The organism is Nocardia sp. JCM 38205 (assembly GCF_058222935.1).
Window position 1 is genome coordinate 303,420 of record NZ_JBYHFL010000003.1, and the last position, 19,414, is coordinate 322,833.

Below are 19,414 nucleotides of genomic sequence, written 5' to 3' on the forward strand. Positions count from 1 at the left end.
TCACAACCACGGCGTGCGCGGCATCTAATGCGCGATCAGTTCCACGACGGGAACCGCCGTCGGTGACCGGCCCGGCCCGGTCGCGCGCATGTCAGGAGAAAGCTCATGAACCTCGCCCTCTGGATCTCCGCCGGACTGCTGGCCGCCATCGCCTTGTTCGGCGGCGCCTCGAAAGCGTTCATGCCCAAGGACAAACTCGACGAGCTGGGCGCGAAGTCCGGCGGCGGCTGGACCGAGCACGCGAGTTCCGGCTTCGTCAAAACCCTCGGCGTGGTGGAAATCCTGGCTGCGGCCGGCCTGATCCTGCCCGCCGTGCTCGACATCGCCCTCGTCATGGTCGCGGTGACGGCCGTGTGCTGGATCCTGCTGATGATCGGCGCGATGATCACGCACGCCCGCTACCAGCAGTACAAGTTCGTGGCGCTCAACTTCGTCTACCTCGCACTCGCGGCCTTCGTTGCCTGGGGCCGCTTCGGCCCCGAGTCCTTCAGCTGAGCCACCACTCGCTGACCACCGGCCCGGGGGCGGCGCCGCAGACCGGGATCAGGCGATGATTACTTACGCCTGTCGGTCCCGGTGCCGAACCCACGGCCAGGTCATCAACGCCCACACCACGAGCAAGATGATCGCGACGGTGCCCAGGTACCACGGCCAGGGCCCCAGCACATCGAGCAGCGAGGGTGTCGAGGGTTTCCGGTTGACGAACCCATAGTTGGTGCCGGCCAGCGAATTGAACACGAAGGTGATCGCCACCCACGCGATCGTCGCTCCCACCGCAAGCCGGTAACTACGCCAGTCGGGTCGCATCCCGACACCCCAGGTCAAATAGATCGCAGCCCACACCACGAGCAGATGAATGGCCCAGAACCCCAGGAACTCGTAATGCGGGAAGTCCGGGCTCTCCAACGCCGGTGATACCAATGCCTGCGTACTCAAGGTCAGGCACCAGTAATAGGTCAGCGCATAAGCCCACGGCCAACGTGTCAGCAACGCGACCCCCGACACCACCGTCGCCAAGTCGGTCAGCCGCAATGGAACGGATTGCCCCACGGTCGGCGGAAACATGGTCGATCCCAAGACCACCAGATAGATCCCCAGGGTCACCAGCCCGAACGCCCGGCTGAACGCACTCGCGGCGCTGGTCTCCTCCTCCCGCCGCCCGATCACCACCACCGCGGCCGCCCCGGCCGCGAACACCGCGAGCACAATCCAGTGCGATGGGCCGTACGCGGAGAACTCCCTGGCCACCGGGTGCACAGCCCTCAGGGTAATTGGCCGCGGGCCGCGAAGCCGGCGATTGGGTCGGCCCGGTGCGGGGCCGCATCGATGTCGGTCACCGATAGGTGATCATCGGCGTGGCCCGCATCGGTCCACCCGCCGGGTCGAAGCCGGATCCGATCATCGTGCCGACCGGAGCGTCCGGGGATAAGCGAAGGTCCCGAACGGAATTCCGCTCGGGACCTTCGTACCGGCCGATAGCCGCAGGCAGAGGTCAGTCGCGGTAGCTCAACCGCACATCCGCCAGCACCGGCGCATCATCGCGTTCGACCACGCTCGCGCCGATGATCAGCTCGCCCTCACCACGCCAGATCCGGGTGCGGATCGTCTCACCGGGATAGAGCACACCGGCGAACCGCGCCCGGAAACCGGTGACGCGGGAAGCGTCGGAATCGAGCACGGTGTCCGTCGCGGTTTTGCAGACGATGCCGTAGGTGCACAGGCCGTGCAGGATCGGGTTGGGAAACCCTGCGGCGCGGGCGAATTCGGGATCCGAGTGCAGGGGATTGCGGTCACCGAGCATCCGGTAGAGCAGGGCCTGCTGCGGCAGCGTCGGCGTGGTGACGTCGAAATCCGGTGCACGGTCGGGCAGTTCGGACTTGGTGCTGGGGCCGCGTTCGCCACCGAAACCGCCCTCGCCCTTCGCGAAGATGGACGAGCGGGCCGTCCACAGGGGCGAGCCGTCGGAACCGGTGATGGTGTGCTCCTGCACCACGACCGCTGCCGAGCCCTTGTCCCAGATCTCGCTGATCCGCCCGGTGCCGGTCGCCTTACCCGACGCCGGAATGGGGCGATGCACCTCGATTTCCTGGTGGCCGTGCACCACCTTCGCCAGGTCGATATCGATGCCGGGGAAGCTGACCTTCGGCGGCTCGGTCTCGTTCAGGGTCTGCGCGACGGTCGCGAACGTCGGCAGCACCTGCGGGGTGCGGTCGTCGAGGTAGCGCAGTTCGGCGGGATCGGTCCAGCGCGCGCCCGCGCCGAGGCCGAGCTGATACAGCTGGACGTCGGACGCCGTCCACGCGAACTCCCGGCTCGGCAGTTCGGCGCCGAGCGCGATCTTCGGGTCGATGGGCATCAGTTCTCCTTGTGCATGATTGTGGACAAAACGGTGCCGCCGTCTCCGTCATCCTGCCGAGCGGGTGCGGTGCGCGGCAGCGGATCGCCCGCCTCGTGGGACGCGAGGCCCACCGCCCACCGCCCGACCCGGGCCATCTCCTAAACCTCGGCCGACGCCCGCGCGGACTCCGACTTCTTCCGCTCCGCGATATCCAGCACGGCCAGGTAACCGAAGGTGATCGCGGGCCCGATGGTCGCGCCCGGCCCGGCGTAGGTGTGGCCCATGACCGGCGTCGAGCAGTTACCGGAGGCGTAGAGCCCCTCGATCGGTGTGCCGTCCTCGCGCAGCACCCGCCCGGCCGTGTCGGCCACCAGTCCACCCTTGGTGCCGAGATCGCCCGGCACGATCTTGGCCGCGTAGAACGGGCCCTGGACCAGCGCCGCGAGGCACGGATTGGGCTTGACGGTCGGGTCGCCGTAGTAGCGGTCGTAGTGGCTGTCGCCGCGGCCGAAGTCCTCGTCCTTGCCGGTGTCGGCGAAGCTGTTGAACCGCGCGACGGTGGCGGTCAGGTTGTCGGCGGGCACGCCGAGTTTTTCGGCCAGTTCCTCGATGGTGTCGGCCTTGACGATGAAATCGTTTTCCATCCAGCGGGACGGGAACCGCTGGCCTGGCTGCAGCCCGGCGAAGATGTAGCGGTTCCGATAACGCTGGTCGAACACCAGCCAGGCGGGGATGTTCTCGCCCGGACCCTCACCCTGACCGTATTCGCCGCCGTACATGGTGTGCACAGCCTCGACGTAAGGAGCGGACTCATTACCGAAACGCTTACCGTCGGCGTTCACCATGATGCTGCCGGGCAGATTCCGTTCGGCCAGTGCGAACCACGGCTTGCCGCCCTTGAACACGGTGGGACCCCACCAGGCGTCTTCCATGAAGCCGATCGCCGCGCCCGCGTCCATGCCCGCGACGATGCCGTCGCCGGTGTTGGCCGCCGCGCCCGTGGTCCACTCGGTGGTGATGGGCTGGCGCTGGTACTTGGTGCGCATCTCGGCGTTGTGCTCGAAACCGCCGCTGCCGAGGACGACGCCCAGACGCGCGGTGAAGGTGACCGGCTTACCGTCCTGGAGGGCTTCGACGCCGGTGACGGCGCCGTCGGTCACCACGAGCTTGGTCATCGGGGTGTTCAGCAGCAACGGGACGTTCGCGTCCATGAGCCCCTTGCGCATGGCCGCCATGATCGCCTGGCCCATGACCAGCAGGTGCTTGCGGGTGAACTTGGCCCAGTAGGTGCGCGCGCCGACGCGCATCGCGCGCATCATGCCCTTGGGGTGGCGCTTGATCAGGTTGAGCCGCACGAAGTCTTCCTGCATGACGGCGACGTTGAGCGGGGCCTTGGCGTACGGCGGTTCGAGGTTGAACCGCTCCTCGCCGAGCACCATCGCATCGAACGGCTTGGGCTCGCAGGAGCGTCCCTCGCCCTTGCCTCCGGGAGCCTCCGGGTAGTAGTCGGAGTAGCCGGGCACCCACTTCAGCTTCAGCGGCGTGTGATCGAGCACGAAGTCCAGCGCTTCCGCGCCGCGATCGATGTAGGTGTCGATCCGTTCCTTCGGCACCACGTCGCCGATGATGCTGTGCAGGTATTTGCGCGCCTGTTCGCGGTCGTCCGGCCGGCCCGAGGCCAGCAGTGCCTTGTTTCCGGGAACCCACACTCCACCACCGGAGCGAGCGGTGGATCCACCGTAGTGTGCGGCCTTCTCCAGGACCACCACGCTGAGCCCGTGATGGGCGGCCGTCAGGGCGGCGGTCATTCCGGCGGCGCCACTACCGACCACCACCACATCGTATTCCCGATCAGTCATGTAGAACACGTTATAGAATCTTCGGTTGTTAATCCATTGGTTGGTGCGTATACCTTGCTAATCAGGGGTGAACGCAGCAGTCTTATCGTCAAGGAAACTCGTTCCAGTTTAGTGGCGAGTTCCGAAGTGGAGCGGAACCGGAGTGGAGTACATGAGCCTCGATTGGGACCTGACCGCCGACGTGATCGTCATCGGTTTCGGGGCGGCGGGGGCCTGCGCGGCGCTGGAAGCCGCGGCCGACGGGGCGCAGGTGCTGGTCCTGGAACGGTTCACCGGCGGCGGCGCGACGGCGCTGTCGGGCGGGATCATCTACGCCGGAGGCGGTACCTCCGTGCAGCGTGAAGCCGGGGTGCGCGACACCCCCGAAGCGATGCTTGCCTACCTCGAGCGTGAGGTCGGCGATGCGGTGCGTCCGGAGACGCTGCGGCGGTTCGTCGACGAGAGCCCCGCCATGATCGACTGGCTGAAGGGCCACGGCGTGCCGTTCGAGGCCTCGCTGTGCCCGTACAAGACCTCCTACCCGAACGACGACTACTACCTCTACTACTCCGGCAGCGAGATCTCCGGCGCCTTCTCCGACATCCCCGCAGCTCAGCGTGGCCATCGGGTGCACGGGCGCGGTGTGTCCGGCAAGAAGTTGTCCGGTCCGCTGACCGCCGCCGCGGCGAAGGCCGGGGTCCGGGTGGAAACGCTGACGCAGGCCACCGAGCTGATCACCGACGCCACCGGCGCCGTCATCGGCGTCGAATGCCGCACCCTGCGTGGGGCGCCGGGGCGCATCCGCGAGCGCTACACCCGCATGGCGAAACTGGCCGCCAAACCCGGCATCTACTACCCGCCGCTGCGCAAGGCGATGGAGAAGCGGATGGCGCAGATCGACGAGCGCTACCGCACCACCATCCGGGTGCTGGCCCGGCGCGGGGTGATCGTGAGCGCGGGCGGATTCATCGCCAACCGCGAGATGGTGGCCGAGCACGCCCCCGCCTACAAGGGCGGGATGGCGCTGGGCACCACCGGCGACGACGGCAGCGGCATCACGCTGGCGCAACGCGTCGGCGCGGCCACCGACCGGATGGGCAACGTTTCCGCCTGGCGGTTCCTGCTGCCGCCGAGCGTGTTCACCGGTGCCATCCTGGTCGACGGGCAGGGCCGCCGCGTCATCGACGAAACCCGCTACGGTGCCGCCGTCGGCAACAAGCTGGTCAACGAGCACGGCGGCATCGGCTGGCTGCTGGCCGACGAGCCGATGATGGGCACCGCCATCGGCCAGATCGGCGCGCAGGGCACCTGGTTCCAGCGCGCCCAGTTCGAGCCGCTGCGCCGCAGCGCCAAGCGCGGCGCCACCATCGAACAGGTCGCGGCCAAGGCCGGCATCGATCCCGCCGGGCTGCGCGCCACCGTCGACGACTACAACCAGGCCATCGACACCGGCGCCCCCGACCCGGTCGGCAAACCGGCCGAGTACACCACCCCGCTGCGTACCGGCCCGTTCTGGCTGCTCAACGTCTCCATCCGGCCGAGCGTGATCAACCCCTGCCCGATGCTCACCCTCGGTGGCGTTGTCGTCGACGAGGAGACCGGCGCCGTGCGCTCCACCGACGGAACCGATATCCCCGGCCTGTACGCGGCCGGACGCACCGCCGTCGGCATCTGCTCGGACTCCTACGTCAGCGGCCTGTCGCTGGCCGACTGCGTGTTCTCCGGACGGCGCGCGGGACGGTCGGCGGCCGGAGTGCGCAGCGACCGGCGCGATGCGGCGGCAGCGGAAAGGAACCTCTCATGAGCGGAACCGCTTCTGAGACATACGAATCCCTCATGTGCGGGCCGCCCCGGCAGCGGGTGCGCAGCCCGGCGACGCAGGGGGAGGCCCGGCAGCGCAGCGTAACCACGCAGGCGCCTGCTCATGAGAGAAAGGATTACTGACGTGCTGTCCGATGCGGTACGAACCGAACTGGCCGACGAACTCGAGCGCGCCGAACGCGACCGGGTCGCCATCGATCCGCTGGTCGCGCGGCACCCCGATATCGACGTCGTCGACGCCTACGAGATCCAGCTGATCAATATCCGGCGCAGGCTCGAATCCGGCGCGCGCGTGGTCGGGCACAAGGTGGGCCTGTCGTCGAAGGCGATGCAGCAGATGATGGGCGTCGACGAACCCGACTACGGGCATCTGCTCGCGGAAATGGAAGTCTACGAAGACGTTCCGGTCGAGGCCGATCGCTACCTGTTCCCGCGGGTGGAGGTCGAGGTCGGGTTCGTCCTCGGCGCCGATCTGCCCGGCGCGGACTGCACCGAAGAGGACGTGCTCGCCGCCACCGTCGCGTTCGCGCCCTCCATCGAGCTCATCGACTCGCGGATCAAGGACTGGAACATCGGCCTGGCCGACACCATCTCCGACAATGCCTCCTCGGCCGGCTTCGTGCTCGGCAAGGAGCGGGTCGCGCCGAAGGACATCGACATCAAGTCGATCAATGCGGTGCTCACCCGCAACGGCGAGGTCGTCGCCGAGGGCCGCAGTGACGCGGTACTCGGCGATCCGGTCATCGCGGTGGCGTGGCTGGCCCGCAAGGTCGCGAGCTTCGGGGTCCGGTTGAAGGCGGGCGATGTGGTCCTGCCCGGTTCCTGCACGCGCGCCATCGACGCGCGTCCCGGAGATGCTTTCCATGCCGAGTTCGCCGGACTCGGTTCTGTCCGTTTGCAATTCACGTAGGAGGTACGTCGTGTCCGAAGGGACCGTCACCGCCGCGATCGTCGGGTCCGGCAACATCAGCACCGATCTGCTGTACAAACTGCTCCGCTCCGAGCACATCGAGCCGCGCTGGATGATCGGCATCGATCCCGAATCCGAAGGCTTGAAGCGCGCTCGCGGGCTGGGCCTGGAGACCTCGCACGAGGGCGTCGACTGGCTGCTCGGCCAGTCCGAACTGCCCGACATGGTGTTCGAGGCCACCTCGGCCTACGTGCACCGGGAGGCCGCGCCGAAGTACGCGGAGAAGGGGATTCGCGCCGTCGACCTGACCCCCGCCGCCGTCGGGCCCGCCGTGGTGCCGCCGGTGAACCTCGGGGCCAATATCGACGCGCCGAACGTCAACATGATCACCTGTGGTGGTCAGGCCACCATTCCGATCGTCGCGGCCGTGTCGCGCGTGGTCCCGGTGCCCTACGCCGAAATCGTCGCGTCGGTCTCATCGGTGTCCGCCGGTCCCGGTACCCGCGCCAATATCGACGAATTCACCAAGACCACCAGCCGGGGCGTCGAGACCATCGGCGGCGCGCAGCGCGGTAAGGCCATCATCATCCTGAACCCGGCCGAACCGCCGATGATCATGCGCGACACCATCTTCTGCGCCATCCCCGACGACGCCGACACCGACGCCATCGCCGACTCCATCCACCGGATGGTCGCCGACATCCAGCAGTACGTGCCCGGCTACCGGCTGCTCAACGAGCCCCAGTTCGACGAGCCGTCGGTGGTGTCCGGCGGCATGGCGAAGGTCTCGGTCTTCGTCGAGGTCGAAGGCGCCGGCGATTTCCTGCCGCCCTACGCGGGCAACCTCGACATCATGACCGCCGCCGCCACCAGGGTCGGCGAAGTCATGGCCAAGCAGATCGCCTCGGCACGGGTGTAAGGAGCGTTTCCCATGGCTTTCTCAGCTGAACTCGATATCCGGGTCACCGACACCTCGCTGCGTGACGGGTCCCACCACAAGCGCCACCAGTTCACCGCCACCGAAGTGCGCGATATCGTCACCGCGCTCGACGGCGCCGGTGTGCCGGTCATCGAGGTCACCCACGGTGACGGCCTCGGCGGTTCCTCGTTCAACTACGGGTTCTCCAAAACCCCTGAGCAGGAACTGATCACCATCGCGGCCGAGACCGCGAAGCAGGCCAAGATCGCGGTGCTCATGCTGCCCGGCGTCGGCGTCAAGGAAGACATCAAGATCTCCCAGGACAACGGCGCGAGCATCTGCCGCATCGCCACCCACTGCACCGAGGCCGACGTCTCCATCCAGCACTTCGGGCTCGCCCGCGACCTGGGCCTGGAAACCGTCGGCTTCCTGATGATGTCGCACACTCAGCCGCCGGAGGCGCTCGCCAAGCAGGCCAGGATCATGGCCGACGCGGGCTGCCAGTGCGTGTACGTGGTGGATTCGGCGGGTGCGCTCGTGCTCGAGCAGGTCGCCGACCGGGTCTCCGCGCTGGTCGCCGAACTGGGCAACGACGCCCAGGTCGGCTTCCACGGCCACGAGAATCTGGACCTCGCCGTCGCGAACTCGATCTACGCCATCCGCGCCGGCGCCACCCAGATCGACGGCAGCGCCCGCCGCTTCGGCGCGGGCGCGGGCAACACCCCGGTGGAGGCGCTGGTCGGCGTCTGCGACAAGCTCGACATCAAGACCGGCATCGATTTCTTCGCCATCGCCGACGCCGCCGAAGACGTCGTCCGCCCGGCCATGCCGCACGAATGCCTGCTCGACCGCCAGTCGCTGATGATGGGCTACGCGGGCGTCTACTCCAGCTTCCTGCGCCACGCCGAACGCCAGGCCGAACGCTACGGAGTCTCGGCCGCCGAAATGCTCGTCCGCGCAGGCAAGCGCAAGCTCGTCGGCGGACAGGAAGACCAGCTCATCGACATTGCGCTGGAACTCCAGCGGGAACAGGCGCCAGTCACCGCCTGATCCTTGCTCTGAACCGGGCCGCGAACGTAACCCCCTCGCGTTCGCGGCCCGTTTGCGTTTCCGGGTATCGCCGCCGAGATGTCCTCGATCGCCGCAGTTCGACAGCGATATGTCGTTAACAACATGTACGCTGGTGCGGTGGATCCGCTGTATTCGATCGAGATCGAGCCAGAGGTTCGGGCCTGGCTGGAGTCTCTGCCGGCCAAACACTTCCTGAAGGTCGAGGAGTACGTCGGGCTACTAGCCGAGCATGCGCTGACTCTGGGTGAGCCGTTTTCGCGCCACCTTGGCGAGGGAGTGCGAGAGTTGCGGCCGACTCTCGACGGGCGGCCACACGCATCACCTACTGGTTTCGTTCCGACCGGACGATCGTATTGCTCACGGTCTTCCGTAAGACGAAGGATCGCGAGGATGCCGAGGTGAAGCGAGCAATCAAGGCGCGGATGATCTGTGCAGCCGAACACGGACCGGCTCACGACGAGTTCATCCGGGTGATCGAACAAGGAGAGCTGTGATGCCGCACAGTCGATGGAAGGATCTGCGTGTTCAGGCTCTGGACGAACCCCAGGCAGTGGTCGACGCGCGCACCGAGATTCGGCTCGCGATGGCGCTCGCCGAAGCTATCTACCTTCGGCGTACCGAACTCGGGCTCACGCAAGCCGAACTCGCAGACCGAGCCGGCCTGACACAGGCGAAGATCTCCAGGATCGAGGGCTCCGATGCGGTTCCGACGCTGCCGTTGCTGACCAAGCTTGCGCGCGCGCTGGATGCATCGCTCAACATTGCGATCGATGACGATGACCCGCAGGTCCGCTTCGTTCCGCATGGCACCGCAGCATGAAAGGATCCGCTGAGGGCGGCTGACAGGAGCTGATCAGCGCCGATACTCGTCCTTGTCGAGCAGCATCTCGAAGTCGCCGCGGCCGGCCATCTCAGTGAGCTCATTCAGGGCGTCGACCCGCTTGGAGCGTGCTGCTTCGGACGCGCCCTCGTCGAATATCGCGGTCGTCTGCTGGGCGGTCACCGCAGCGGCATATTCGAGTACCGCCAGGATGTCCTCGGGTTGAAGATCGGGATAGTCGCCGAGGATGTCTTCGGTACCCATCCCAGATGCGAGGAGTCCGAGCAGCATCTCGACCGGATAGCGCAAGCCGCGCACCACGGGCTTGCCGTGGCAGATCTCCGGATCGGAGGTGATTCGACCGAGGTGCGACATGCGCACGACTGTAGGGGAAGGGCGGGTGGCCGGGTACTAGTTCGGCCGCAGAACGAGGATCCCGGGTGTCGAGGCGACGTAATCGCGGAACGGGGTGTCGGCCACCTTGTTGTCGGCGGGCAGCGAGGAGGCGTTGCGGAAGACCGGGCCGTTCGGGGTGGTGACGAAGATGCCGACGTGGGTGACGTCGAGGCCGGGTTGGTCGGCGTAGGCGCCGATGTAGTCGCCGGTGCGCAGGTGTGCGATGACCGTGTCGTCTACGGCTGAGCTGGGGATGTGGGTGATGGCGCGGTCGACGACGGGGAGCCCGGGGAGGTAGGTGGTGCCGTCGGGCTTCGCGTTGAGGTGGGCGGTGACCGTCACCGCGGCGGGGGAGAGTGATGCGGTGATGTCGGTGGCGGCGATGCGTTCGGTGTGCGCCCAGTCGGTGAAGAAGTGCTTGCGGTGGGTGAATTCGACGCGGCCGCCGGTGTAGCGGGTGTCGATGAGGTTCGCGATGAACTCGTCGTGGGTGGTGGAGCGGCTGAGCGCTTCCACGTAGTCGAGGTAGGTGAAGCAGTCGACGCGGCGCAGATCGACCACCAGCTGTTCGGGCTCGGTCGCGGACCCGATGAGCATGTTCGCGCCGTACGGGGTGCCGAGGAACTGGCGCGAGAGCAGCTCGATCAACTCGCCCTTGCTCTGCGTCGCCGCTCCGGCCCGCACCGCCAGCAGCTCGTCGATGCGGCGCGCGGTGACGTCGTCGACGGCAGGTGCGGCGGCCGCGCCGGGAATCAGCACCGCAGGCCCGCAGACGAGTGCCAGCACGAGCAACAGCGCGCGGACGATGATGCGCAAGAAGCCTCCCGGGTCGGTTCAGCACGCGGTCGGTAATCACGGTAGCCCGCCGCGCGCGCTCACGACCGGGAGATGATGGCAGCGGTTCATCCGGTCTACGGTTCGCCGCCGAGCTCCACGAGGATCCGCCGTAACTGATTCTCCCGCTGCACCTGGGTCCCGCTCTTCATCAGGCGCAGCAACAGCGCGTACTGCCCGGTGCGATCCAATGCCTCGAACCGCTCGCGCGCGGCCGGCTGCCGGCGCAGTGCCGTCGCGAGATCCTCGGGCACTGTCGCCTCCCGCTGGGAGGCGTAGGCGGCGGCCCAGCGCCCATCGGCTCGCGCCGCCTCGACCGCCGCCAGCCCCGGCGCGCGCATCCGCCCCGCCGTCAGCAACGCCTCCACCTTCGCCACATTGACCTGCGACCAGGGGCTGCGCGGCCGGCGGGGCGAATAGCGTTGCACGTAATGATGGGCGTCGTACCCGCGCCGAATGCTGTCGATCCACCCGTAGCAGAGCGCCCCGTCCAGCGCCTCGCTCAGCGTGATCGTGGTGTCGGGCGCGCCCTTCTTGGCGATCTTCACCCACACCTCCGGTGCACGATCGTGGTTCGCCGCCAGCCAGGCCTCCCACTCCGCCGCATCGGTGCAGGTGATCACGGTGCCGTCCATATCGTCTCCCGGGTCCGTCGGTTCGATCACCACCCATCCTCCGCCGATAAGTGCTCAACAACTGAGCACTTATCGGCGCGGTTTCGGCCGGAACTCGGCGGCTCGGGCGGCGCGACCCGGGAAGCATCGGGTGTCGGGGCCGGAAACGACGAAGCCCGGCCGGTTGCTGCGAGCCCGGCCGGGCGTGACGCGGAGGATTCCGCGCGGTCGTGGACCTACAACCAGGTATCCAACGTGGTCGTGGTCAGGAAATGCTCGAGATCCGCCCGCCACGGCGCCGGCACCGTCTTCTCCGGTTCGATGGCGGTGTACTGGCCGCGATAGAACAACAGCGGCCTGCCGGAGGTGGTCGACTCCGACAGGGCCAGCACTCGGCCGATCACGATGTGGTGATCGCCGCCGTCGACGACACGGTCCACCGAGCACTGGATGGTGGCCAGCGCGTCGTCAAGGAGCGGTAGCTCCAGCTCTGAGGTGCGCCAGGAGGTTTCGGCGAACTTGTCGGGTTCGCGGGAACCGAAGCGGGCGCACAGTTGCTGCTGTTCCTCGGCCAGGACGTTGGCGCAGAAACGTCCGTTGCGTTCGATCGCGGCCCAGGACCGCGAGCCCTTGGTGGGACAGAACAGCACCAGCGGCGGGTCGAGCGAGAGGGCGGCGAACGACTGGCAGGCGAACCCGATCGGGGCGCCCTCGCCGTCCATAGTGGTGATGACGGTGATGCCGGTGCAGAACTGCCCCAGCACATTCCGGAACTGACGGCCGTCGATCTCCGGGTAATCCTGCGTGGTCACTTCCGCCCCGTCACTCATCGCTATTTCATCCCTACGGTGAAGTCGTGGCCCCACAGCGAGACCGCGGTCGATTCCCGCGCGATCCACGAGTGATCGTCGACTTCCAGACCCTCGCAACCGAATTCGATATCGAAACCGCCCGGGGTCTTCATATAGAACGACAGCATCTTGTCGTTGATGTGGCGGCCGAGGGTGGCCGACATCTTCACCTTCTTGCGCATCGCACGGTCCAGGCAGAGGCCGACGTCGTCGGAGTTCTCCACCTCGAGCATGAGGTGCACGATACCGGTCGAGTTCGGCAGCGGCAGGAACGCCAGCGAATGGTGGCGCGGGTTGCAGCCGTAGAACCGCAGCCACGCCGGATCGCCGTCGGCTGGCCTGCCGACCATCTGCGGGGGCAGCCGCATCGAATCACGCAACCGGAACCCGAGCACGTCCTGGTAGAACGCCTGCGCGGCGGCGTCGTCGGTGCAGGTCAGCACCACATGGCCGAGGCCCTGCTCTTCGGTGACGAACTTGTGCCCGTACGGGCTGACGAACCGGCGGGCCAGATATTGCGCCCCGTGGAAGGCTTCCAGCGAATTACCGGACGGATCCTCGAACCGGATCATGTTCTCGACCCGGCGCTCGGCGAGCTCCTCCTTGGTGGCCTCCTTGAACGGCACACCGGCGGCGGAGAGAGCGTCCCGCAGTTCCTGCAGCGCGGGCGCGTCGGTGACTTCCCAGCCGGAGACCTGCAAGCGGTCCTTCTCGCCGGGAACGATCACCAGCCGCGCCGGGAAATCGTCCATGCGCAGGTAGAGGTTGTCCGGGTCGGGGCCGGGCGCTTCCATCATGCCGAGCACCTTGAGCCCGTACTCGCGCCAGGCCGCCATATCGGTGGCCTCGATGCGCATATATCCGAGTGCGCGAATGCCCATGGCTATTTCACCCCGTTCAGGAAATCGGTGGCGAGCCGGTTGAATTCGGCGAACTTCTCCAGCTGGGCCCAGTGCCCGCAGCCACCGAAGACGTGCAGCTGGGCGCGCGGGATCGATTTCAACGCCACCAGCGCGCCGTCGAGCGGGTTCACCCGGTCCTCCCGGCCCCAGATCAGCAGCACCGGCTGACGCAGCTTGTAGGCGTCGCGCCAGAGCATGCCCTTCTCGAAATCGGCACTGGCGAACGATTTGCCCATCGCCTTCATCGCGGCAATCGATTCGGGGGTGCCTGCCGCGGCGAACCGCTCATCGATCAGCTCATCGGTGACCAGGGACTGGTCGAACACCATGATCCGGATGAACGCCTCGATGTTCTCGCGCGTGGGTTCATAGGTGAACTTCGACAGCAGCCGCACACCCTCGGTGGGGTCGGGCGCGAACAGGTTGGTGCTCAGTCCGCCTGGGCCCATCAGGATGAGCTTGCCCGCGCGATCGGGGTAATCGAGCGCGAAGCGCACCGAGGTGCCGCCGCCGAGCGAATTGCCCAGCAGATGCACCCGATCGGTGATGCCGAGGGTGTCGAGCAGGTCCTTCAAGGCCGAGGCACTGTGCACGAAGTACTGCGGATGCTCGGTCGGCTTGTCGGACTTGCCGTAGCCGGGCTGATCCACGGCGATGACGTGGAAGTCCCGCGCCAGCACCGGGATATTGCGGGAGAAGTTCGACCAGGACGAGGCGCCGGGGCCGCCGCCGTGCAGCAGCACGATCGTCGGGCCGTTGCCGACGCCCGCCTCGTGGTAATGCAGTTTCAGATCCGGCCGCACCTGGGCGAACCGGGAAGTGGATTCGTAGGTGAGTTCCACGGTCGAGGTCACTGTGTCTCCTGTGGTCATCACACCATGGTGTCGGTGACGGGCAGTCCGAACTCGCCCGCGCCGTACACCATGTAGGCCCGCTCCGGATCGTTGGCGGCATGCACCCGGCCCGCGTGCGCGTCCCGCCAGAACCGTTGCAGCGGCGTGCCGTTGGCCAGTGCGGTGGCGCCGGAGCTCTCGAAGAGCTTATCGATCGAGGCGATGGCGCGGCCGGTGGCGCGCACTTGGTCGCGGCGGGCGCGCAGGCGCAGATCGAACGGGATCTCCTCGCCGGCCAGCAGATGCGCGTACTCCTCGGCAACATTGCCCGAGAGCTGACGCCAGGCGGCGTCGATATCGCTGGAGGCCTCGGCGATGCGCACCTTGGCGAACGGATCGTCCTTGGCCTTCTCACCCGCGTAGGCCGCGCGCACCCGCTTGCCCTGGTGCTCGACATGCGCCTCGTAGGCGCCGTAGGCCATACCGACGATGGGGGTGGAGATGGTGGTGGGATGGATGGTGCCCCACGGCATCTTGTACACCGGATCGGTGTTCTGCTCGAGGCCAGGCGAGGCCAGATCGTTCATCGTCTTGTAGCTGAGGAACCGGTGCCGCGGCACGAACACGTCTTCCACCACCAGGGTGTTGGAGCCGGTGCCGCGCAGGCCGACGACGTTCCAGACGTCATCGATGCGGTAGTCCGAGCGCGGGATCAGGAAGCTGCCGAAATCGACCGGTCGGCCGTCCTTGATGACCGGTCCGCCGACGAAGGTCCACTCGGCGTGATCGGAGCCCGAGGACCAGGCCCACGAGCCGCTGACCCGGTAGCCACCCTCGACCACGGTGCCCGCGCCCATCGGCGCATAGGAGGAGGAGATGCGGATGTCGGTGTTCTCGCCCCACACGTCCTGCTGGGCTTCCTGGGAGAACAGCGCGAGGTGCCAGTTGTGCACGCCGATGATGCCGGCCACCCACCCGGTGGAGCCGCAGGCGCTGGCGATCTTGCGGACGGTGTCGTAGAAGATCACCGGGTCGGCGGCGTACCCGCCCCACTGTTTGGGCTGCAGCAGCTTGAAGAAGCCGGTCTCTTGCAGCGCCTTCATGGTTTCGTCGGGGATGCGCCGCAGGTCCTCGGCCTCTTGCGCGCGTTCGCGCAGCATCGGCAACAGCGCTTCGACCCGTTCGGTCACTTCTTGCGTCATTTCCGGACCTGCTCCTGCCTTGGTTGGTAACCGGTACTCATTTGTCTCTGAGACTAGAACACGTTCTTATTTCTGTCGAGAACCGGTGTTCATTACCGGGTTCGACACGGCTTGTGCAGGAAGTGGCCGCTATCGCTGGCGTGGAACGCGACATTTTTGTAACGTGTTCTAGTACAGAAGGAGGAGGATTCGCGATGGCAGATACCCCACAGGGGAGCGGTGCGAAGGTTCGGGAGCTCGATGTCGGCTCCGCGCCCACCCGGTATGCGCGGGGATGGCATTGCCTGGGTCTGGCCAAGACGTTCCGTGACGGCAAGCCGCATTCGGTCAACGCCTTCGGCACCAAGCTCGTCGTCTGGGCCGATACCGCCGGTGAATTGCGGGTGCTCGACGCCTACTGCAGGCATATGGGCGGCGACCTGAGCATGGGCGAAGTCAAGGGCGACGACATCGCCTGCCCGTTCCATGACTGGCGCTGGGGCGCGAACGGCAAATGCACCTCGATTCCGTACGCCCGCCGCGTGCCGCCCCTGGCCAGGACCAGGAAGTGGACCACCCTCGAACGCAACGGCCAGCTGTTCGTCTGGCACGACCACGAGGGCAACCCGCCGCCGCCGGAAGTCACCATCCCTTACATCAAGGGCCCCTACACCGACGCCGACGGCAACCCGCTAGAGGAACTCAACAGCGACTGGACCGAGTGGACCTGGAACTCGCTGCTGATCGAGGGCGCCAACTGCCGCGAGATCATCGACAACGTCGTCGACATGGCGCACTTCTTCTACATCCACTTCGCCTTCCCGACCTACTTCAAGAACGTCTTCGAAGGCCACGTCGCGACCCAGTTCCTGGAGACCAAGGGCCGCCCGGATGTGGGCATCGCGGCCAAGTACGGCGGCGACAACCTGCTCAAATCGGAAGCGTCGTACTTCGGGCCGTCCTATATGATCAACCCGCTGGTGAATATCTACGGCGGCTACGAGATCACGGTCAACCTGATCAACTGCCACTACCCGGTGGACCACGATTCGTTCGTGCTGCAGTGGGGGCTCAGCGTCGAGAAGCCCAAGGGCCTCGACGACGCCACCGCGGCCAAGCTCGCCAAGAGCATGACCACCTTCTTCGGCGACGGCTTCCTGCAGGACGTGGAGATCTGGAAGCACAAGTCCAAGGTCGAGAACCCGCTGCTGTGTGAGGAAGACGGGCCGGTCTACCAGCTGCGCCGCTGGTACGAGCAGTTCTACGTCGACGTCGCCGACGTCACCGAGAAGATGACCCAGCGCTTCGAGTTCGAGGTCGACACCACCAAGGCCAACGAGGCCTGGGAAGCCGAGGTCGCCGAGAACCTGCGGCGCAAGCGCGAGGCCGAGGCCGCCGAAGCGGAATCGAGCGCAGCGGAGGCGGGTGTGTAATGACCGCGACCTGGGCGAAAGCACCCGACTTCGCCGACCAACCGGCGCGGCGTGCCGCGGTGGCCGCCCAGACGGTCGTCGACAAGGCCAGGTACCTGGAGGAGGGGCTGACTCCACTGCGGTGCCAGACCTGCCGGACCGAGGTGCTGGTGCGCAAGAGCAGTTCGCATCAGACCTCGATCCAGTGGACCGGCGACCCCGCCGCCCACTGCCCGGTCTACGCCAAGCTCGCCGAGCAGGGCGCCGGACCGGGACGACCGGAATCCTGCGCCGATCTCGAACGCACCATCAAATGGGCGGTCGACGAAGGGGTGATCGACATCGCCGAGTAGTGGTCGGTGATGAGGACGGGGCGAGGAGTGATCTCCTCGCCCCGTCGTCGTTATCGGGTGCCCGGCCACGACCTATGTCGCCATCGCCCGTGCAGTCGTGGGTTGTAGCCATCCGGCTCGACGGGCCCAGGCTCGGCAATCGGCCGGTGCGTATGCCTGTCGCCTGCGGGTGCCGTCAGCTGAACGGAGACTGCGGACGCTCTTGGAGTTCGCCGTCGATGTAGATGTCGACCTTCTCGTTGTAGAAGCAGGCCAGCCCGGCGATTTTCTGACTCTCCGCGACCGGGGTGCGGTAGATCCACGCCAGATCGCGGCGCTCGGTATTTCCGATGCGGATGTTCCAGTAATCGGCGGTGCCTTTGTACGGGCAGCGGCTGTGAGTGTCGGAGGGGTGCAGCAGATCCATCCGGACGTCGGTGAGCGGCAGGTAATACCGTGCGGGCAGGCCGGTTTCGAACAGGATGCGCGGGGCGTTGGAATCGGCGATGGTGACGCCGTCGACCTCCACCCGGATATTGCGTGAGCTGGTGAGGATGTCGACCCGGGAGTACGGGTCGCGCGGGTGGACGTAGACCGGCTCGTCTTCTTCGAACCATTCGTCCATCGCGTTCCAGTCCAGCCGCACCAGCTCACTCAGCTCCGGTGAGCCGAGATAGCGCGTTGCCGCGCCGGGCACGATGGCGCCGTCGACGACCACGTCGTAGCCGGTGCCCTCGCCGCGGTGAATGGATTCGCGGACACTGCCGTTGGGCTCGAGTTTCGCGCGCAGATCGGCGACCGGAATGTAGTAGGTGGGGTAGTAGGGGATCTCCCAGACCAGGGACGGCCGCGTGGTGTCGGCGACCAGCTTGCCGCCGACATAGACCCGCACTCGCTTATGACACGGCTCGATCCTGACCTGTTCCCGCTGCGCTTCGGTCATACCTGCGACGCTACCCCGGCCGCATCAACGCAGGTAGGGCTCGACGCGAAGGCCGGGTGCCGATCGATGACCGGGGAGGTGCGGGAGCCGACAGCGAACAGGCCCCGCCGAGTGGGCGGGGCCTGTGGGTCGGGCGAGCCGAGATCGTCAGTCGCCGACGGTGATCGCCTGCGCCTCGTCGACGCTGTGCGGTGCGGGATCGTGATCGTCGATGTGGGCGAGGGCCGAACGTCCACCGAGCAACACCAGCACGGCGACGGCGGTGCAGGCCGCGCCCACCCAGAACGGCAGCGCGGTGTTGTGCTCGCCGAGCTTGCCCGCCAGCCACGGAGCCGCGGCGCCGCCGGCGAAGCGGACGAAGCTGTAGGCGGCCGAGGCGGTGGAGCGTTCCACCGGCGCGGAGATCATCACGGCCTCGGTGATCAGCGTGTTGTTCACGCCGAGGAACAGGCCCGCGAGCACCACGCCGACGATCAGCACCGGCTTGTGCTCGGCGAACACGGCCATCATCGCGAGATCGGCGGCGAACAGGGCCAGTGCCAAGCCCATCATCGGCAGGGTGCCGAAGCGGCGCTGCAACACCGGCGCGAAGTACACCGACGCCACCGCCAGCATCAGGCCCCAGCCGAAGAAGATGAACCCGATCGCGTAGGTGCCCATATCCAGCGGGAACGGGGTGTAAGCGAGCAGGGTGAAGAAGCCGAAGTTGTAGAACAGCGCGGTCAGGCTCACCGTCAGCAGGCCGCGGTGGCGCAGCGCCTTGAACGGCGCGGTGATCGAGGTGGGCTTGGCCGGCTTCGGGGTTTCCGGTAGCAGCACCACCAGCGAGATGAAGGCGACGGCCATCAGCACCGAGACGCCGAAGAACGGTCCACGCCAGCTGATCCCGCCCAGCAGGCCGCCGACCAGCGGCCCGGTTGCGATGCCGATACCGAGCGCGGCCTCGTACAGGATGATGGCGCGCGCGACGCCGCCGCTGGCAGCGCCGACGATGGTGGCCAGTGCGGTCGCGATGAACAGCGCGTTACCGAGGCCCCAGCCCGCACGGAAGCCGACGATCTGCTCCACGGTGTTCGACATGCCTGCCAGCGCCGCGAACACCACGATGATGGCCAGACCGGTCAACAGGGTCTTCTTCGCGCCGAAGCGGCTCGACACCACACCCGTGATCAGCATCGCCACGCCGGTGACCAGCATGTAGCTGGTGAACAGCAGCGACACCTGCGACGGCGAGGCGTGCAGCTGCTCACCGATCGGCTTGAGGATCGGGTCGACCAGGCCGATGCCCATGAACGCGATGACGCTGGCGAAGGCGACGGCCCATACCGCCTTGGGTTGCTTGGTCTTCTCTACGGTCGCGGACGCGGCGCTGTGCGTCCTGGTCACGGTGGTCATCGGT

At 66.9% G+C, this 19,414-nt stretch carries 20 protein-coding genes; 8 read left to right on the forward strand and 12 right to left on the reverse strand.

Annotation, left to right across the window (positions count from 1 at the left end; genetic code table 11):
* Positions 1 to 105: 105 nt before the first annotated feature.
* Positions 106 to 495, forward strand: coding sequence for a DoxX family protein (locus AC4HOU_RS13150; protein WP_490724537.1), 390 nt, complete (start codon positions 106 to 108; stop codon positions 493 to 495).
* A 63-nt stretch (positions 496 to 558) separates the two neighbouring features.
* Here the strand turns inward: AC4HOU_RS13150 and AC4HOU_RS13155 are convergent, their stop codons facing one another.
* The 3 genes from AC4HOU_RS13155 to kstD all read right to left on the reverse strand — a co-directional run bounded on the left by AC4HOU_RS13155 (position 559) and on the right by kstD (position 4,206).
* On the reverse strand, positions 559 to 1,257 hold the full coding sequence (locus tag AC4HOU_RS13155; protein ID WP_324197384.1) for a YwaF family protein: 699 nt from the start codon (positions 1,255 to 1,257) through the stop codon (positions 559 to 561).
* 235 nt (positions 1,258 to 1,492) lie between these two features.
* Positions 1,493 to 2,356 (reverse strand): MaoC family dehydratase, encoded by an 864-nt coding sequence (locus tag AC4HOU_RS13160; RefSeq protein ID WP_490724538.1) that lies wholly within the window; start codon positions 2,354 to 2,356, stop codon positions 1,493 to 1,495.
* A gap of 140 nt (positions 2,357 to 2,496) precedes the next feature.
* Positions 2,497 to 4,206 (reverse strand): 3-oxosteroid 1-dehydrogenase, encoded by a 1,710-nt coding sequence (gene kstD, locus AC4HOU_RS13165; protein ID WP_195006925.1) that lies wholly within the window; start codon positions 4,204 to 4,206, stop codon positions 2,497 to 2,499.
* A gap of 142 nt (positions 4,207 to 4,348) precedes the next feature.
* On the opposite strand from kstD, the gene AC4HOU_RS13170 reads away from it, so the two are divergent.
* The 5 genes from AC4HOU_RS13170 (at position 4,349) to AC4HOU_RS13190 (ending at position 9,717) form a co-directional block, all read left to right on the forward strand.
* Positions 4,349 to 5,980, forward strand: a complete 1,632-nt coding sequence (locus AC4HOU_RS13170; protein WP_490724539.1) for an FAD-binding protein — start codon at positions 4,349 to 4,351, stop codon at positions 5,978 to 5,980.
* A 141-nt stretch (positions 5,981 to 6,121) separates the two neighbouring features.
* Positions 6,122 to 6,907, forward strand: a complete 786-nt coding sequence (locus tag AC4HOU_RS13175; RefSeq protein WP_163813964.1) for a 2-keto-4-pentenoate hydratase — start codon at positions 6,122 to 6,124, stop codon at positions 6,905 to 6,907.
* 10 nt (positions 6,908 to 6,917) lie between these two features.
* Positions 6,918 to 7,826: an acetaldehyde dehydrogenase (acetylating) gene (locus AC4HOU_RS13180; protein WP_036532626.1), complete on the forward strand. Its 909-nt coding sequence runs from the start codon at positions 6,918 to 6,920 to the stop codon at positions 7,824 to 7,826.
* A 12-nt stretch (positions 7,827 to 7,838) separates the two neighbouring features.
* Complete coding sequence (dmpG, locus tag AC4HOU_RS13185) at positions 7,839 to 8,876, forward strand: 4-hydroxy-2-oxovalerate aldolase (protein ID WP_014348786.1); 1,038 nt, start codon at positions 7,839 to 7,841, stop codon at positions 8,874 to 8,876.
* A gap of 514 nt (positions 8,877 to 9,390) precedes the next feature.
* A complete protein-coding gene (locus AC4HOU_RS13190; protein WP_163813966.1) occupies positions 9,391 to 9,717 on the forward strand; it encodes a helix-turn-helix domain-containing protein in 327 nt (108 codons plus the stop codon).
* Between the two features lie 33 nt (positions 9,718 to 9,750).
* Here AC4HOU_RS13190 and AC4HOU_RS13195 read toward each other — a convergent pair whose 3' ends face one another.
* The 7 genes from AC4HOU_RS13195 to hsaA form a co-directional block, all read right to left on the reverse strand.
* Complete coding sequence (locus AC4HOU_RS13195) at positions 9,751 to 10,092, reverse strand: DUF433 domain-containing protein (protein WP_163813967.1); 342 nt, start codon at positions 10,090 to 10,092, stop codon at positions 9,751 to 9,753.
* A gap of 36 nt (positions 10,093 to 10,128) precedes the next feature.
* Entirely contained in the window at positions 10,129 to 10,929 is an 801-nt protein-coding gene (locus AC4HOU_RS13200) for a DUF1460 domain-containing protein (protein ID WP_490724540.1), read from the reverse strand.
* Between the two features lie 95 nt (positions 10,930 to 11,024).
* Positions 11,025 to 11,615, reverse strand: a complete 591-nt coding sequence (locus AC4HOU_RS13205) for a YdeI/OmpD-associated family protein (RefSeq protein WP_490724541.1) — start codon at positions 11,613 to 11,615, stop codon at positions 11,025 to 11,027.
* Positions 11,616 to 11,797: 182 nt separating this feature from the next.
* Positions 11,798 to 12,391 carry a 3-hydroxy-9,10-secoandrosta-1,3,5(10)-triene-9,17-dione monooxygenase reductase subunit gene (hsaB, locus tag AC4HOU_RS13210; RefSeq protein ID WP_194991497.1) on the reverse strand — a complete coding sequence of 198 codons (594 nt, stop codon included), beginning with the start codon at positions 12,389 to 12,391 and terminating at the stop codon, positions 11,798 to 11,800.
* 2 nt (positions 12,392 to 12,393) lie between these two features.
* Positions 12,394 to 13,293, reverse strand: a complete 900-nt coding sequence (gene hsaC, locus AC4HOU_RS13215; RefSeq protein ID WP_490724542.1) for an iron-dependent extradiol dioxygenase HsaC — start codon at positions 13,291 to 13,293, stop codon at positions 12,394 to 12,396.
* A gap of 2 nt (positions 13,294 to 13,295) precedes the next feature.
* Positions 13,296 to 14,168 (reverse strand): 4,5:9,10-diseco-3-hydroxy-5,9,17-trioxoandrosta-1(10),2-diene-4-oate hydrolase, encoded by an 873-nt coding sequence (gene hsaD / locus AC4HOU_RS13220; RefSeq protein WP_163814038.1) that lies wholly within the window; start codon positions 14,166 to 14,168, stop codon positions 13,296 to 13,298.
* A 17-nt stretch (positions 14,169 to 14,185) separates the two neighbouring features.
* Positions 14,186 to 15,349, reverse strand: coding sequence for a 3-hydroxy-9,10-secoandrosta-1,3,5(10)-triene-9,17-dione monooxygenase oxygenase subunit (hsaA, locus tag AC4HOU_RS13225; protein ID WP_163813971.1), 1,164 nt, complete (start codon positions 15,347 to 15,349; stop codon positions 14,186 to 14,188).
* Between the two features lie 194 nt (positions 15,350 to 15,543).
* On the opposite strand from hsaA, the gene AC4HOU_RS13230 reads away from it, so the two are divergent.
* Both AC4HOU_RS13230 and AC4HOU_RS13235 read left to right on the forward strand, forming a co-directional pair.
* Positions 15,544 to 16,761: a 3-ketosteroid-9-alpha-monooxygenase, oxygenase component gene (locus AC4HOU_RS13230; protein WP_163813972.1), complete on the forward strand. Its 1,218-nt coding sequence runs from the start codon at positions 15,544 to 15,546 to the stop codon at positions 16,759 to 16,761.
* The gene (locus AC4HOU_RS13235; protein ID WP_163813973.1) at positions 16,761 to 17,093 is read left to right on the forward strand and encodes a hypothetical protein; all 333 of its coding nucleotides are present in this window, start codon (positions 16,761 to 16,763) and stop codon (positions 17,091 to 17,093) included. Before AC4HOU_RS13230 ends, AC4HOU_RS13235 begins: the two co-directional genes overlap by 1 nt.
* Positions 17,094 to 17,268: 175 nt before the next feature.
* Here AC4HOU_RS13235 and AC4HOU_RS13240 read toward each other — a convergent pair whose 3' ends face one another.
* Together AC4HOU_RS13240 and AC4HOU_RS13245 are read right to left on the reverse strand one after the other, a co-directional pair.
* Complete coding sequence (locus AC4HOU_RS13240; RefSeq protein ID WP_490724543.1) at positions 17,269 to 18,015, reverse strand: DUF427 domain-containing protein; 747 nt, start codon at positions 18,013 to 18,015, stop codon at positions 17,269 to 17,271.
* Between the two features lie 147 nt (positions 18,016 to 18,162).
* The gene (locus AC4HOU_RS13245; protein ID WP_163813975.1) at positions 18,163 to 19,410 is read right to left on the reverse strand and encodes an MFS transporter; all 1,248 of its coding nucleotides are present in this window, start codon (positions 19,408 to 19,410) and stop codon (positions 18,163 to 18,165) included.
* Positions 19,411 to 19,414 lie beyond the last annotated feature (4 nt).